The organism is Mesobacterium hydrothermale, from assembly GCF_035818635.1.
GTDB classification, from domain to species: domain Bacteria; phylum Pseudomonadota; class Alphaproteobacteria; order Rhodobacterales; family Rhodobacteraceae; genus Mesobacterium_A; species Mesobacterium_A hydrothermale.
On the sequence record NZ_JAYLLH010000029.1, the window covers coordinates 406 to 18,794 of the forward strand.

The 18,389-nt window shown below is 63.4% G+C and carries 1 protein-coding gene (running past one end of the window); it reads right to left on the reverse strand.

Annotation, left to right across the window (positions count from 1 at the left end):
• On the reverse strand, positions 1-18,389 hold the 3' portion of the coding sequence (locus tag VK792_RS16075; protein WP_326298884.1) for a putative Ig domain-containing protein. The gene runs 19,918 nt beyond the window's last position; only the last 18,389 of its 38,307 coding nucleotides appear in the window; its start codon lies off the right edge, out of view; the stop codon is at positions 1-3.

Below are 18,389 nucleotides of genomic sequence, written 5' to 3' on the forward strand. Positions count from 1 at the left end.
TCATTTCTCCGGCGCCCGTACAGGTGCATGGACGATCGGAACGGACAGCCCGCCGGGCGTGCCCTTGGCGATACTGTAGCTGCCGCCCGATGCGCCTGTCCAGTCGGACAGATCTTCCTCGATCGGGACATCGGCGCCGTCGATCTGCATGCCGCGCAGCTTGACCGTGCCGGTGCGGCGGCCCTGCGGTGTGCGGTTGAATGCAACGCAGGCCAGCACCGCCAGTTCCCCCACCAGCGCCGGAAGATCGCTGACCGTGACCTCGAACTCCTCGCGCTCGGGGTGATCGGTCAGGGTGGCGCCGATGCCTTCGGCGACCGGCAAAAGCCTGTCGGGCATCAGCGCCGCGCCTTCGTATCCGAACCGCATGGTCACGCTGTCAGCCCCCTGCAAGCCGCGCATCCTCAGGGCAAGATAGCCACCCAGAAGCGCCTCGGGGTCGATCAACTTTTCGCCCGGGTCCTCGGCCCCGCCGGTCGGGCTGAGCACGATGTCATAAACCTCGGGCAGTTGGTCGGCCTGACTGAAGTTCGCATCCGGCAGATCAAGACGCAGCGCGCCGCCGTCGTCCAGTTGCGCGGGCGCTTCCTGGATCGGGGTGTCGACGGGCTGGCCGTTGATTTCCACAGCGCGGATCCGCAGGCCCGAGTTGGACGGGTTGTCGCCCTTCAGGATGCGCAGGCGGAACAGGTCCAGTGCCCCTTTGGGCAGCGGTTGTTCGGCGTGGATCTCGACCCGCATGAGCGGTTGTCCGTCGCGCGTCGTCACCACGCTGTCGACGTCGACCCCAAACGGCAGGCAGATGCCCAAAAGCGCGTCGATCATCCAGATCGCTTCGGGACGGTGGGTGATTTCAACGACCATGTCGGTGATGCCGCCGGTGCTTTGGAACAGTACGGGGATCAGCAGCGCACCGCCGCCACCCGCCGCGGTGCCGCCGCCGGTCAGTGTGCTGGTCGTGGTGCCGTTTACCGGAATCGGCTGGAACCCGTTGATCCGCGGATTGTTCAGCTGGAACGTTGGTTGGACGAATGGCTCTACCTGGATCGGGGTGAAGGTCGACAACCGGGTTGTTGCGGCCGGGCGCACGTTCAGCGCAACGGTGGCATCGGCGGTCAAACCATCGGCATCGGTCACGCGGATGACGGCAGACGTGCTGCCGACATGGCCGGTGGTGTCGCCCACGATCAGGCCGCTGGTCGCATCGACATTCAGCCAGTCCGGGCCAGAAACCAGCGAATAGGTCAGCGCGCTGACCGGACCATCATCGTCGGTGGCGGCGAGGCTGGCAAAGACCGGCTGGCCGCTGGTGAGGCTGAAGCTCAGGTCCTCGACCTCTGGCGGAGCGTTGACGTCGACCGTCAGCGTCGCTTCGGCCACCAGCCCGTCAGCGTCAGTCACCGACAGGCGCACCAGCGCCTCGCCTGCCTGGCCGGTGCTGTCACCGGTCAGGGTGCCAGTGGCCGGATCGACAGAGATCCACGCCGGGCCGGACAGCAGCAGGAAGCTGAGCCCGGCGGCGGGCGTATCGGCATCCGATACCGTGACCGCATGGTTCAGCGCATCGCCGCGCACCAGCGTGACATCCGTCGCGGTCAGGACCGGGCGGGCGTTGACGTCAATCGTCAGGGTCACATCGGCGGTCAGCCCGTCGGTGTCGGTCACGCGGAAGGTGGCGGTTTGCGCCCCCGGATGGCCGGTGCTGTCGCCGGTGACAAGGCCGGTCGTGGCATCGACGCTGATCCATGCCGGGCCGGAGACCAGTGCATAGCGCAGATCGGCCGAGGCGGTTTCCGCGTCAGAGCCAACAAGTTGCAGCGACAACGCGGCCCCTTCCGTCAGGGTGACATCGGTGCCTGCCAGCACCGGCTTGGCCAGGACCGTGACGGTCAGCGTGGCGGCATCGGACAAGCCGTCGGGATCGGTCACCTGAACCCGGACACTGTGACGGCCTTGCTTTCCGGTGCTGTCGCCCGACAACGCGCCGGTGGCTGGGTCGACGGTGATCCAGTCGGGGCCAGAGAGCTTGGCAAAGACCAACGCGCCCGAAGGGGTATCGGCGTCGATTGCCGCGATCGCGTGGGCCAGCACGGTGCCTTCGACCAGCGTGGTATCCGACACGGCCAGAACCGGGCGTGCCTTGACCGTCAGGGTAAAGCTGGTGGTGCCGGAAAACCCTTCGCTGTCGGTGGCCTTGATGGTCACGGTAAAGACACCCGGATGGCCGGTGCTGTCGCCTGTGATCCGACCGGTGGTTGGGTCGATCGACAGCCACGCGGGCGCTGTCGTCAGTTCCAGCGTCGGGCTGCCTGCGGGATCGTCCGGGTCGGTGATCCCCGGCGTCACATCCATTGCCTGGCCTTCGGTCAGGGTTACGTCGGATGCGGTTAGAACCGGCGGCGCGTTCACATCGACCGAGAAGGACGTGGTTCCGGTCAGGCCGTCGCCATCGGTGACCGTCACCGTGACGTTGAACAGACCCGCCTGCCCGGTACTATCCCCGGCAATTGCGCCGGTCACGGCATCCACGGTGATCCAGTCCGGGCCGCTGTCCTTGCTGTAGCGCAGGCTGGAGGCAGGGCTGTCGGCATCGGTGACCGTGGGCGACAGGGCCAGCGTTTCGCCTGCCAGGACGGTGGCATCCGGCACGGCGATGACGGGCCGTGCCTGTACGGTGATCGTGACGCTGGCCGCGCCGGTCAGGCCGTCTGCATCGGTGACCTGCACGCGCAAGACCTGGCTGCCGACATGGCCAGAGCTGTCGCCGCTGATCGCGCCGGTGGCGGGATCGACGGTGATCCAGTCTGGGCCGGACAGTTTGACATAGGTCGCGGTGCCCGCCGGATTGTCGGGGTCGGTCAGGGTTGGCGTGATTGCCAGCGCCTCGCCTTCGACCACGGTGGTGTTCGCGATGGCCAGAACCGGCGGCGCATTGACATCGACATTCAGAGTGGCCTCTGCGCTCAGCCCGTCGGGGTCGGTGACCGACACACGCAGGGCAAAGACTCCGGCCTGGCCAGTGGTGTCGCCGGTGATGGCGCCGGTTGCGGCGTCGACGGTGATCCAGGCCGGGCCGTCGAGCTTGGCAAAGCGCAGGCTGGCCGCCGGGCTGTCGGCATCGGTCGCGGTGACCGCATGGGACAGTGCGGTGCCTTGCGTCACGGTCACATCCGTTGCGGTCAGAACCGGGCGCGCGCGGACCGTGACGTCAAAGCTGGCATCACCGGTCAAGCCCTCGGCATCGGTGACGCGCAGAGCGACGGTGAAAGTGCCGACATTGCCAGCGCTGTTGCCACTGGCGGTGCCGGTCACCGGATCCACGCTGATCCACGCCGGACCGGACAGCTTGGTGAATGTCAGCTCGCTTGCCGGGCTATCGGGGTCGGTGGCCAACGGTGTTGCGGCCAGCGCATCGCCTTCGACCAGCACCACGTTCGTGGCCGACAGGGTCGGCGCCGCATTGACCGCAATATTGACAATCGCGTCGCTGTGCAGACCGTCTTCGTCAGTGGCGCGCACGGTCACTGCATAGCGGCCCGCCTGTCCGGTGCTGTCACCGGCCAGAACACCGTTGGCCGGGTCGATCGCGATCCAGCCGGGACCGGAGACAAGGCTGTAGCTGATCTTTGTGTCGTCGCCATCCGGGTCGGTGGCGGACACCGCATGGCTGAGCGCAGCACCTTCCAGCAGCTTGGTATCGGTGACCGTCAGAACCGGCGGAGCCATGACCGACAGTGTGAAGCTGCGGGTCGCAAACGCGCCGGCGGGGTCGGTGACGCGGACGGTGAAGGTTTCGGTCGAAACCGCCGTCGGCGTCCACAGGATTTCCTTGGTCGCCTGGTCGATGGTGGCCCCTGCCGGGGCGGCATCCAGCGACAGCACCAGATCGGCCAGCGCATTGTCGATATCGGCAACCGTCACCGCCACGCGGGCCAGTTGATCCTGCGGCACACGCGCATCCGGGATCGCCTGCATGGTTGGCGCGTCGTTCACCGGGGTGACGGTGACGGTCAGGGTCACCGGGTCGGTCCGGTTCACGCCATCGAACAGGCGATAGGTGACCTCCCGTGTGCCGGTCACGTTGGCCTCTGGCGTATAGCGGAACAGGCCGCCCGCCACCGGAACCAACGTGTCGCCACCCGTGATGGTTTCGATCTGAACGATCAGCGGATCGCCATCCGGGTCGCTGTCATTGGCAAGAACATCGATCAGAACCGGGGTATCTTCCGGCGTGGTGGCGGATTCACCCGCGGCAACCGGCGGATCGTTGGCAACCAGCCCCAACAGGCGGACACTGTCGACACTGGCAGCGGCATTCACGTCGCCCAGCCCGATCAGGTCGAACGCCAGGATCAGCCCGGCGGGGCGTGGCGAGATACCGGTCAGATCGACGGTAACGATCAGGTTGCCCGATCCGTCATCGCTGACCCCAACCGCGGACGAGGTATAGCGCGTTCCATCGGCCTGAATGTTCAGGACCGCATCGGTCGCGCCCAGATCGGCAATCGCGGGCAGAACGGTATAGCCGGTGGCCGCGTCGAAGATCGCGACTTCCAGCGCGTCGGGCGGGCCATCTGTCGGGTTGCCAAGGGTGATGTCGGACAGAGTGAATTGCAGTGCGGTCACACCGGCAGGCAGATCGAAGGCCTGGCTCAGGCCGGACATGACGCCCGAGCCTTCGTCGAGCTTGGCCTTGCCGCCGACGACCGACACGCTGCCGGTGGTGGTCCAGCCGGTCAGACCGCTGTCAAACGATCCGTTGGCGAAGGGTGCCGTCGGGGTCGAAACTGGCGTGACAGTGGCGGCCCCGGGGGCCTCGACCGTCTGGCTGGTGGTCGGGCGGGCGATGCCTTCGCGGCCGACATAGTCGACCTCTTCCAGCAGGGCCGACCAATCCCCCACGTCCGGGCCGGACGGCAGGCGACGCATCCCGGTGTCCAGAACCGGGCTCATCAGATAACCGTCGCCGGTCGGATCGACATGGTCGGGCAGGCCCATGGCGTTGCCCATTTCGTGCATGAGCACGGTCAAAAGGTCGATCCTGTCCAATGCCTCGCTGCCCAGATCGGCGCGGAAGACATGGGCACTGGCGGTGGCCACGTATTCAGCCTGGTCCAGAGGCGTCTGATCGACGAACCAGCCGTTGCCGGCGGCGTCGATGTCGATGGTGATCACATTGCCGTCGGTCAGCGCCAGCGCGTCGCCTTCCAGATCACCGACCTGGATCACCAGATCAGACAGCCGCCCCTGGGCATCGGGCACCAGAGCGGAATCGATCCAGATGCCTTCGGCCACTTCTGCCAGGGCCTTGACCTCGTTCAGGGTGATGGACTCGGCCCCCGCGCCAATCTTGGCAGCGGTCTGATTCGACAGGGTTTTCACGAACTTGATGTCGTCGATGACGATCACGGCAGAGGCCGCATCGGCAATCCCCGAGAAAATATTGAAGGTCTTGAGCGCTTCGACCACCTCAAGAGCAAGCGATTCAGACGGCGCGCGTTCCAACCCAAGATTGCGGATTGTCATGTTGGCGACCTTGCCCTGCACATCCGTCGGGATCTTGAACTTGGCGGTCTGGGTGCCGAAGAAGCTCCGTTCGAAGGTGAACTTGTCTTCCTCTGTGGTCACACCATCACGGGTCACCAGCGCCTTGGCGCGGTATTCGCTGCCGTCCATGGTGGTAAAGATCACTTCGGTCTGAAGGTCGTTACGCGAATTCAGCGGCAAGAAGGCATCGAAGGTGACGTATTCCATGCCCTTGGGCACCAGCATCCGGTTGTGGGTGATCTTGTCGAGCTGCCCGACACTGTCGATCACGCTGTCGAAGATGTCCGGGATGGACTTGCCCACAAACGGGATTTCCGCCTCGGGGAAGAACGTCCGCACCAGTTCCTTGAGCGCCTGCGACCCGCCCATGACAAGGGCGTAATCGGGGTTCAGGTCCCACTTGAACTTGTGGGTGAAGAAGGCCAGCAGGTTCTTGCCAAGGTACGAGAAATATTCCGTCAGCGACTTGGCGCGTGCCGACTTGGACGCAGCCAGCGCATCCGGGCTGCTTTCGTCCAGCGGCGTGGCCAGGATATTGGCCAGCAGCGGCACGCCACCGCTGATGTCGGTCGACGGGCCCAGGTATTCCTTGATCGCGGGGGCAATCAGCGGATCGCTGGCGGCGGACTTGACCAGGTTGTCAAAAACAGTCGCCAGCGTTTTCAGCAGCGTGCTGTCGTCGATGACGAAGTTATAGATATTGTCGACCGTGCTGGACAGTTGGCTGTTGTTCAGCAGCGTGTTGCCATTGGCATCGACGACCGAGTAATTGCCGTTGCCCAAATCCTTGACCGTGCCGCCGACGTTGGCAGCGTATTCGTTGCGCAGCCGTGCCTTCTGTTCGGTTGGGGTATAGGCGTTGGTGTAGTTCGGGTTGGTGAACTTGTCGGCGTATTCCGTCAGCTTCTTTTCCAGCAGCGGCTTGATCACGCGGCTCAGCACGTCGATCGCCTCGGCGCCGAAGTTCATGTTCACCAGGAACTTGCCAGTGATATCAACGGGGCCATCCAGCCCCCATCCGCCAGCCTGGTTTTCCGTGAACAGGTCGAAGGTGAAAGACGTGCCTTCATCGACGCCATCGGGGAAGGCCGCAGCCATCGCCGCATCCAGCGACGTACCGTCGATGCCACCATGCATGGACCAACCGGGCAGGTCATAATGCAGCGGGAAACGGCCCAGCTCGGGCGGCAGGTTCGGGATCAGCGCACCAACTGCGCCGGCAACGCCGATGCTCTTTTCGATGCCTTTGACGTCGGTCGACTTGATCTTGTCGCGCACTGCGGTCCAGTTCTTCGAACCGCCAACGGCTTCGGTAAAGCCTGCGGTGAACAGCCACTTCAGGTAATCCGACAGCGCGTGCCGCGTGCCATGAGAGAAGTCGCCGTTGAACACGGTCGGCACCGCCGGATACGGATCTGTCTTGGGCGCGGTCGGACGGCTGACCTCGGTATTGTCGAAATCAAGGCTGGTGCGCGCCCGTTCGCTGGTATCCGGCCGCAGATCGGGGTTGCCCGCCACGGTCGAGAAATAGAAGCCGGTGCCGATCGCCTCTGTGCGGGTGGTGTTGGACTTGTTGGTCCCGGGGTTCACGTTGGCGAATTCAAAGTACTTCTGGAAGTGCGCCTTCACCTCGGTCCAGCCTTCGCTGAACGCGACCGGGTCAATGCCGTAGTACGGCTGTTTGGTGAACTGTTCGTCAAAGATGTTGGAGATGGTTTCCAGGAATCCGCCTTCGCCCGACGAATTGATCGCCAACCCTTCGTCGCCCAATGTCCTTGGGATCCCGACACCGCCAACGTAGAGCGAATTGACGTCCGCCGTGCCCAGATACCAGTTTGTGATCCGGCTGTGTGGCGTCGCGGTGGCATCGTCGTCGATGAAGCCGGGCACCTTGGCTTTGGTAAAGTTCAGTTCGATGTCGGGCTTGCCCAGCCCGTTTTTCGTCGGAACCTTGTCCTTGCCATCGTTTTCTGTCGGAACGGCGGTCCCGTTCGGCGTGGTGACAGGCACAAGGTTGAGCACCGGAACATAGGTGACCAGCGTCGACGGGCCTGTCGGTGCGGTGGTCTGATAGTAGTTGTCGGCAAAGTCGATGTTCGACCAGACCTGAACGTTCGGGTCCTTGAAATCGTCCCACGGAATCGAACGTGCCTGCAACCCGGCCAGCCCTGCGATGTCAAACAGGATCTCGGCCCCGGCTTCCAGCCCGTTGATATACTTGATCAATGTCGCGGCCAGTGCCGGGTTCGCGATCGACACCAATGCGGCCCCGAACTTGAACAGCTTCAGCCAGTTCTTGATGATCGTCTCCAGCTCGACCTTCAGCGTATCCTGCTTGAAGTCGTGCGGGTCCAGCGTGGTCATGTGGATGTCGATGTTCTTGCTGGAATCGGTTTCCGGGAAATGCACGCCCAGACGCTGGATGATTTCCGAGTTGACCGACGTACCACGGCTGTGGCCGATAAAGTGTACCGGGCTCTTGAAGACCTTGCCGCCGGTGTCGTCGTTCAACTGGACAATCGACGCAAAGAACGCATCCGCCGCCGCTTCGGAGAAGCCGCTGTCGGAAATGTTGCTTTCGCGATACCAGTCAAGGATCAGCGTCACCGCCTCTTTTTCCTTGAGATTGGCAACCGTGTACGGATCCTTGTCGATCCGGTAGCCTTCGGGTTCACCCGGACGGTATTCGTGCCATTTGCCGGTCTGACGGTTGTAGACAAGGATCGTGCCGCCGCCCGACGCCTTGTCGATGATCTCGCCATAGCTCAGCCAGGCCGCCAGCGTGTCTTCGTTCAGCGGGGTGTTGGCATAGTCGGGCAGAATCCCTTCGATCTGGAACCCGTGGGTCAGAACGTTGACCGTCGAGAACTTGGACTGTTCCGAGATCACCGCATCGGTGATGAAACGGCGCGACCCGGTGATCGATGCGCCGGAACTCTTGACCTCGACCCCCCAGTAATAGCTTTGGCTGCCGGTCAGCGCATTGCTGAACCCGTCGTCGACCTCGATCACAACGGCATGTTTCAGATCGGTGCCGGGCGCGACGTCATCCTCTGTCAGGTCGCGGGTCTTGGACCCGTCGATCTTGCCGTTGGCCTTGAGGAAGTAGTACTTGCCCGACCGGAACGCAAAGCTACCCTCGGTGGCAGGCGAATTGATCAGGCGATAGCGGTGATAGTCCGTCGCCTCGGTCGGATTGTCATTGCCCAGCCACGCGCGGTCGCGGAACGGATCGGTCGGGAACAGGCCCTCGCCCGGCTTCTGGGTTGAAACGTAAAGGTCCATTTCAAAATAGGGCTGGCCGATCTTGGCCGGGTCCAGGTGCACCTCGAACTTGAGCGGGTCGGCATCCGCCCCGTTCACCTTGATGACCTTTTGCGGATAGACAAGTTCCAGCCCGATTTCATTCTGCACATCAAGGCCACGGCCCCAGAACACGATATCCAGCGGGTCGCCGAACACCTTGTCGCGGATGATCGGATCGCCAAGGCCGAACAGGCCACGCTCCAGATCGACCGGCAGTTCACGGTTGCGGCCGATCTTGTCGCCGTCGACCCCAAGGTCAGAGGCCGCGATCAGTTCGTCGATGTTGAACGTGACCAGTGCACCAGAGGCACGATAGTTGGCGAACAGCTGACTGCCGTCCGGGCGCATCGCCAGTTCCGTCAGGTATTGATCGGGGATCGGGCTGGTGGCGCCAACAAGGCCGGACAGGCCGTATTCATATTGCGTGCCCAGTTCGTTCCATGCCGTTTCATCCATGTCGAACGGATTGCGGACAAGGCCCACCTTGTTGCCCAGTTCGTGCCGACGCTCGATTTCATAGGCGATCAGATTGTCGCTCATCGTCAGATAGCGCGACAGGTCGTAATCCGCGACAAACGCATAGCTGAGGTCCGGCGCCACCTGCACGGCCACCGGGTAACGGATGTCCAGGTCGTAGCGCTGGCTGCTGAGGGGCAGATAGTCGTCGATCAGGATCGGCGGGAACGGCAGCACGAAGCCGTTGTAGCGCACACCGATATCACGCTTGTTCAACTCCAGCGCGCGGCGGCCCGAATTCTGATCGTCGGAATCGGTGATCGTGCGCAGGGGTCTGACACTGACATCGAACGACCCCGAGTCGCTTTCGGTCGCCTGGATGGTATAGAACCCTTCGCGATATTCGCCGCGGGCCACGAACACCAGTTTGTTCGGATCGCTGGTCGCTTCGATGTCGTAGGGGTCTTCGTAGCCGTTGAAATCCTTGATGACCTGCAAATAGGTGTTGGTCTCGCCCTGTGCGGCCAGTTCCGCCTGCTTGGGATCGACGTCGATGACAAAGATCCGGCCGTCGGTGCCGTTGCCTCGCGCCCAGCCCCCATCGCCGAACATGCCCGAATAGGGCACCGCGACATACAGGCGGCGACCGTCCGAGTTGACCTCGATGTCGTTGATCTTGCCATTCTGGCTGGCTTGTGCATCCGCCGGGATCGGCAGCGATACCTGCCGTTGCTGCAGGAAGTTCGGACCGGGCCGCAGGTCGATCACATGGACCTTGCCGGCCCCTGCGGCGTACAGGAAATTGCCATCGTTCGACAGCGTGATTGCCTGAACCCAGTTGCCCGGAATCTTGATAATATTGGTGCCCGGCGCGTTCGGGTCGATGTCGAACTGGCGCAGACTCAGCATGTCGACCACGGCAATACCGTCGTAGGTCGCCACATAGGCTGCGGACAGATCGCCCGCCAGCACCACGTCCGTGGCCCACCCGTTGATCGGCTTGACGCCATCGAACAGCTTGATGTTTGTCACCACCTCGGTCTTTTCGGGCAGCGTGCCATCAATCGGGGCGGCGCCGCTTTCACTATCCGACAGACCTGCGGGCAGAACGTCGAACACTTGCAGGATCGTCTGATCGACCCCGCCATCCCATTCCGAGCCGCCGACAACGCCATATCCACGATCGTTCTTTACGGTGAACTCTTCGGACGCCATTGCCTCGGTCCCGGCGCTCCAGCCGTTGACCGAACCGGCAATGCCGCCGGGCTTGGGCCGTTCAAACGTGTATTTCGCGCGCGAAACCAGGATGTCGGACGACAAGGCCACCTGGAAGGTGCCGCTGCCGGTCTGTGCATCCAAAGTGACCGGCGTAAAGGACGCACCGCTGATGTACTGCGAATACCCCCCAATGGTGATCTTGAGCCGGGTGTCGGACAGCGACGACCCGAAGGTCGAGGAATTGCCGTTGTTGGTGCCATAGAACAGGTTGTCGCCGGTGATTTCCAACACGACAGAGCCGTCACCAAGCAGCTTGGGTTCCACCTTGGTGATCGCCGGATCGGCCCCGGGGGCCGCAGTCAACGGGGTGGCGGGCAGCTGAGCCTTGATGTTCAGGCGGCCTTCGACACCGGTCGGGTCGGCATCGTGTTCGTAATGCGACCATTCCTTGCCTTCCAGGAATTCCTGGTAAACGTCGATCCGCTGTTTCGCGGGGGTCATCTGGAACGCCATGTAGCTGATCCCAGCGACCAGCCCCAGCCCGACCAGCGCGCCGGGCAGACCACCGACCGCAAGGCCGATTGCCATCGCCGGGATCACGGCCACGGCAGCCCGCGCCAGCGACGGGAGATAGAGCGTCGCATCCATCAGCGGCTGGTTGGCCCGCGCGACCAGGAAACTGCCCCGTTCCGAGAACCCCGGGAACGGCGGCGACGCGGTCCGGGCCACACCATTGGCGTCGACCTTGCCGCTGTCGACCAGCCGCCAGATCTTGCCGTACTGGCCATTGGTGCGGGCGGTGAAATCATCCAGCACGAAGAACAGCACATCATCGCCCGGCGCGGCCACGTCCGCCGAAACTTTGGCACCCAGCTGCACCGGTCCGGTCAGCTCGCCGCCCGTCACTTCCAGCACGCCGCCACCAACAAAGGTGAAGTCCGGCGGCACGTCGATCTCCAGGTCGGCCTCGTCCACGGCGGTCAGCGATACGGTCGGCGCCGCCCCTTCGATCTGGCCCGCGCCGATGGCGATTTCCAGACCGTCCGGCGTGACCAGCGCGCCGCCTTCCTCGCCGATCGTGGCACTGCTGCCTTCGACGGGGGGAACGACGCGGACGGTCAGCACTTCTTCTGCGCCGCGATAGATCACGGTGACGGTGGTAATGCCTTCCCCCACGGATTCAATCAGGCCCTCGGCATCGACCGTTACGATATCGGTATTGCCCGCAACATAGACCACGCCATCTTCGGTGCCTTGCACGAACTTGGTACCGGTGGCCCCCAGTTCGGTGACGACCTGACGGCTGCCACCGTCCTTCAGGATCGTGACGCTGTCGGGATAGGCGTCGATGCCAAAGATCTGCGCGACTGCTCCGGCGGAATCATCGGCGATGCCCACGGCAACGGCGGTGGCCGCAGACAGATTGCCACGCTGAACGGTGATATAGGTGTCACCTTCGGACAGGCCGGTCACCAGCCCGCTGTCGGCGACCCGCGCCACGTAGGTGTCATGCGACATGACGTTGACGTAGTCGAACGGCAGGATCACGTCTGCCTGATCCTCGAACTGGCCGACGACGATCAGTTCGCCCACTTCGCCCGGTTCGTTGAACAGGAATTCACGCTTGAGGATCGTCAACTCAGTCAAGGCCGCAGCGGACACGTCGACATCCAGCTTGATATCGGGTGTCGCGGCAAAACCATCGTCCGCCGACACCGTGATCGACGCAGCGCCGGTAAAGCCAAGGTCCGGCACGATGCGCAGGTATTCGCCATCCGGCGTGAACCGGGCCGAGACATTCTCGGTCGAGACGATGCGGAAGAACACCGGATCGCCCTCGCCATCCTTGGCGATGTCGTCCAGCGCCACCAGCACCGGCAGTTCGGCATGGGTGAAGATATCCGGCAGCGTGGTCGCGACCACCGGGGCGGAATTCCCGCGAATGCCGAAGTTGACGTTCAGCACCTGCCGGTCCTGCGCGTCGATGACCCCGTCGCCGGTGATGTCGCTGCCCGCAGCATTCGTCCGCAACAGGTCGCTGTCGGTCCCGTTCACCGCGCCATCGTTGTTCAGGTCGCCCGCGGCGTCAACAATCAGGTCATAGGCCCCAGTGCCCCCCACGGCCAGCGTATACAGCCCGGGCTTGGCAAAGCGATAAAGCGCGACGGTCTGGCCACCGGTCCGCTGCAACGACAAAAGGTTGGCACCGTCGATTTCCGGCGTTGCGTCGGTGGTTGAAGTGACGATACGCACGATCGGGCCCTTGCCATCGCCTGGTCCGGTGATGAAATCACTGTCACGCACCGTCAGGGTATAGATCTGCCTGGCCCCGGTCGCGTCACCGCTGATCGTCCGGCCGGTGAATTGGGAAATACCGCCAAGGTCTTCGTTCACAGGGATCTCTGCGATACCGCCTGCGCCGTCGTGCACGATGACCTTGCCGCTGCCACCGGCGCCGGTGACGATATCCAGCCCGTCGTCGTCATAGCCGAACTTGTTGCCAGAGCCGTCTTCCAGCGCCCGGGTCCGCACCAGTCGGCCGTCGCTGTCATAGCTATAGACCGTTGCCTTGCCGTCGGGTGTGGTGACGCGCACGATCCGGCCATCGGCATCGCGCAGGAACGACAGTACGTCGCCCGCGGCAGAGGTGATGCCGCTGTCACCCACGAACAGGCGCTGACCCCCTACGGTGATTTCCTGAATCCGCCCATCGGAAGCGGCGGAATAGTCCCGTCCATCCGGCGCCGTCAGCAGGAAGGGGCGGGCGCCCCCGACGAAGGGATCGGTCGGGTTGTAGGGCAGCCCGTCATCAGCGGTGAAGTACCGCCCGCCGGACTTGCGCAGCAACATGTCGGGGCTTTCCAACGTCCAGCCGCTACCGCCATCGGCCACCCAGGCCGCGCGATAGAACGTGCGTCCGCCGAGGATTTCCTCGGTCGGGGCAAAGGTAAACCCGATCCGGTCGTCATCCGGGGTCGTCAGGTACAGCCGCGCATCTTCCTGTAGCGCGGCATAGATACCATAGGCCTCGCGTCCGGTGGTCCCGGCACTGGTTTCGATATCCAGATCAAAACCCGCGCTCCAGCTGCCGAAATCGGCATCCGGCCCGGCCAGGCTGTCATACCGCCGGGTGAGCGAGAAACTGACCCCGTCCAGATCGGTCGTCAGGTCGGTTTCGGTGGCGATATACCGGCCAGTCTTGTCGGCGCCGTTGATTTCGATATCCACGTTTTCGACAGAATAGCGGTTGCCGATATCCGCCGCGGTCAGCCGCAGCGAATAGAACCCGTTGGCCAGGTGGCGGGTATCCAGCGTCGCCAGAACGCCGCCCACCGGGTCTTCGCCCGAGGCCAGTTCGCGGATCAGCTGGCTGCCATCGGCGCTGCGCAATTCCAGCCGCCAGAAATCAAGGTTCAGGTCTTCGACCAACCCCCCGATCTCGACCTCGCCGCTCAGCTGGGTCAGGTTCAACCCCTGCCCAAGGAACAGCACCGGCGCAGCGCGGTCGGCCGGATCGCGGACCTTGAGCGGCAGCACGGTGTCGCCGATATTGCCGTCTGCGTCCTGCGCATAAGCGTGCAGGTCGATCTTGCCCGCCTCTGTCGGGGTGATCAGCGCGCGGCCCAGATCATCCAGTGCCAGTTCCTGCGCCCCTGCCCACAGGCTGATGGCGGTGATGTCGGACAGGCTGTCGGCCACCACCTGCACCAGAACCTGCTGGTCCGGCACGGCAGGGAAGCTGGGCGTCAGTTCGATCCGCACCACCGGCAACTCGGGTTCCAGCGTCGCGCGCATGACGATGGTCTGGCGCGCATCGTGCCGTCCGTCGTCAGCGATGAAGGTGACGTAATAGTCCCCCTCCTGCCCCGGCCCCGGCGTCCATGTTACCGTGCCTGTCGTGGCATCCAGAGTCGCGCCATCGGGCAGATCCAGCGCCTTGAAGGTCAGCGGATTGCCGTCCGGATCGCTGGCCTCCAGCGTGAAACTCTTTTCTTCGCCGATCAGGAAGGCGCGATCCGAGACCTGCATCACTGGCGCGCGGTTTACATCGGCAATGATGATATCGACGGCATAGCGCACCTCGGCCCCGGCGGAGTCCTGCGCGCCAAAGATCACTGTGTGGGTGCCGCTCTGGTCATATTGCGGGATCCAGACGAATTCGCCCCGCTCTTCCGAGAAGGCCGCGCCTTCGGGCAGGCCCGACACGACGCTCAGCTTCAGCGCGTCGCCATCGGGATCGTCTGCCACAACGGTAAAGCGCATTTCCGCCCGGTCGCGGCCCAGTTGTGTCGTCATCGGCACGAAGACCGGTGCGCGGTTTTCCTGCTCAATCTCGATCGTCACGGCCTCGTTGCTTTCCGAGTGGCCGTCCGACACCGTTACGTTGACGGTAAAGGTACCCGCCTGTACCGGCGACGGTGTCCAGTTCAACGTTCCGGTCGCCCGGTCGAAGGTGGCTCCGCTGGGCAGGTTGCCGGCGCTGTAGGTCAGCGTATCGCCATTCGCATCCGCAGCACCAAAGGTATAGCTGAGCGCGGTGTTTTCCTTGCCCTTCAGAATGCCGATGGGATCAAGCACCGGCGCGGCGTTGGCAGCCCGCACCGTGACGCCGAACACCAGGTTCGTGGTGGCCGGTGCGGTCACACCCGCAGCCCCGGTATCCGTGGCGGACACGGTGGCGGTATGCGCCCCGATCTGGCCACTGGTCGGCGTCCAGGTCAGTTGCGCCCGGCCATAGATCAGCGGGTCCATCGTCAGAACCGCCCCCGCAGGCAGACCCGACAGCGCAAAGGTCAGCGCGTCCTGATCCAGATCGGTCGCATTCAGCGTCAGCGACAGTTCTTCGCCCGCAACGGCAACCACATCCCCCTGATATGAGAATTGCGGCGGTTCGTTGTCACTTTGGACATCGATGACAAAGGTATAAAGCGCACCACGCTGCACCCCCTGTGCCCCGCCATCGTCATAGGCCACCATGGTGACCGCGTGTTCGCCACGGTCGCCCACGCCGGGCGCAAGGCGGATCTTGCCTGTGCCATCGCCGTTGTCGGTGAAGGTGATGAAGTTCGGCAGCGGCAGGCCAGGGCTTTCGTTGGTCAGCATCAGTGCGATCGGGTCGCCGTCGGGGTCAACCGCGGACACAGGGATTTCCCGAACCTCGCCCCGCGCCAGCGTGATGTTGGTCAGTTCCGACAAAACCGGCGGCAGGTTCAGTTCGCGCACGGTAATACGCAGGGTTTCTTCTGCGGTCAGCGGGGTACCGGTTTCGGCGCCATCGTCGGTGGCGCGGAACTTGATGTCGTAGACACCCGCCTGATCGGCACCCGGCACCCACAAAAGCTCCCAGGTTTCGGCATCGAACGTTGCACCGGTCGGCAGGCCTTCAACCACTTCGATGGTGACGGATTTGGACAGGTCGCCCAGTTCGTGGAACACGCCGTCTGAATCGCGATAGCCCGGTTCATAGAACGGGTTGTCGGGATCGGTGGCAAAGGCCCGGACAGAGAACACCTGGCCTTCGTAGACCTGCAAACCATCGAAATTGTCAAAGACCGGGGCACCATTGCTGGCGGTCACCTCGATTTCCATCGCCTGAACGGCAACGCCCGTGCCATCAGAAACCGCGAACATGATTTCGTAGGTGCCGGCCTGAATATAGCCCGGGGTCCATTCGAATTCGCCGGTGCTTGCGTTCAGCTTGGCCCCGAATGGCAGCGTATCGTTGACCACGCCGAAGGACAAAGGTGCGCCCGGCTCTGCATCGGCGACAAGGTTGAAGCGGATGCGGTCGCCTTCTGTCGCAGTGATCTTGCCCGGCGTGCGCAGGGCAACAGGGCGCGCGGCTTCGGCGACAAAGATCATCACGTCGGTCGCCACTTCGCGCAGCCCGTCCGAGGCGCGCACGGTCAGGGTATAGGTGCCCGCCTGTTCATAGCCCACCTGCCACGACAACGTCCGGCGTTCGGCATCATAGGACGCACCTTCCGGCAGGTTGTCGATCCAGGTCACGACCTCGTCGCCGTCGATATCGGCGGCAACCACTTCGAATTCGACCAGTTCGCCTTCGCTGGCGCGCAGTTCTGACGGTATCGACAGGAATTCGGGCGCTTCGTTGCCGCCTTCGACGGTCAGCACGAAACGCTGCACCGTCACCGCGCCACGAGCGTCGAACACCTGCACCGTAACGGGCGTTTCAAGGTTCGCGGTGGCGTCGGGCATCCACGTCAATTCGCCCGTCGTCGCGTTCAGTGCCATACCTGCCGGACCATCCAGCAGGTGGAAAACGATCGTATCGTTGTCTGGGTCCTGCGCCGTGATTGTGTGGGCAAATGCCTCGCCCACGGTCGCGGTTTCCGGCGGGGTCGAGGTGATGACCGGCGCCTTGTTCGGGCCGGCCGACGCCGCGATACCGGCAGAGAACTGCACCCGCTGGCGATCAGGTGTAACGATTGCCACTGTCTGGCCGCTTGTGGTGGCCCCCGCGGCCAGTTTGCCGCCATCGGGTAGCGTCGAGGACAGGTCGATCAGCCAGACCCCCTGGTCGGTCTGGCCACTGGCATCGGACGGCACGCCGGAATAGCCACGGCGCGGATCCAGCATCAGCAGCACCGGCAGAACAATGTCGTTGGCCCCGGTATTGGTGATCTGCACATCATAAGACACGGTGCCAAGCGCACGGTTGTACCGCGTAGCAACGAATTCAACCTGGATCTGGGCGCTCAGGTCCTCGATCCCCTGGAACTCGGTGACATAATCGTTGCCCATCCGGATACCCTGGGTCGAGGTCACAGACCCTTTCACCGTCAGGGTGTAGTCGTCGGCACGCAGGTTCGACACTTTCAGCAGAACCAACCGGTTGGCAGCGTCGTACACCACCGCATTGGGCGTAATCGTGCCGTTTTCGACGCCTTCCAGTACGTAGTTCTCGGGGTTTACCACCGACGCTGTCGATGTCGGATCGCCCGCGAACATATCCTGATCGAAACGTACCGTCAGCACCGACATCGGCAACGGTATGACCGCGTCCTTAGGCGGGTTGGTGGCAACGATCATCGGCGCATAGGCGGGGCTGACAACGTCGACCTGGTTCGACTGGCTGACCAGGACGCGGCCATCCATCGTGGTGATGACCACATCGCCCCGGGTGCCGCCGCGTGCGACCTCGATCCGTTGCAGGGTTTCCAGATCGACCATGGTCAGGGCCGAGCCTTCTGCCGCCTCGCCGGTGCTGGACACCGTCCCGGTGTTGGCCGAGATGAACAGCAAGTCCTCCAACGCGGTGCCTTTCTGACCGAAGGCAAGGCTGTCGATCAGGCTGTCGAATTCCAGCTGAATTTCCGCCCGCTGACGGTTGGTGAACTTCACCACCTGGCTCCGGTCGGGCCAGGTCACCGCCCAAAGCGCCCCCTGGTTGTCGAAGGCGATAGAGCCGATGCGCAGATTTTCGTCGCGGCTCCATTGGGTGAATTTCTCGGTCGTGGGATCGAAGGTCAGGATGCCAGAATTGGCACCGACATAGATCAACCCGGTGGTTTCCTCGATCGCCAGACCCATCGTCAGCCCGTCGCCATAGCGCGCAACGACACCGCCGGTTTCCGCGTCCAGCTTCAGCAGCGCGCCGCCACCGGTCGTGGCCCAGATCGTGCCATCAGCGTCTTCGGCCAGGTTGAAGATCGGGTCATCCAACTGTGCCAGACGGGTGGTGCTGTCCGCAACGCCGCCCTGCCCGTCGAACAGGAACAGTTCACCGCGGTTCAACCCGCCAGAGATCAGGACATTGCCGTTCGACAGCTCAAGGATGGCCATCGGCGCGATGCCGGTCTGCGACGCCTGGAACCCGGTGGCAAAGGCGTTGCCGATGA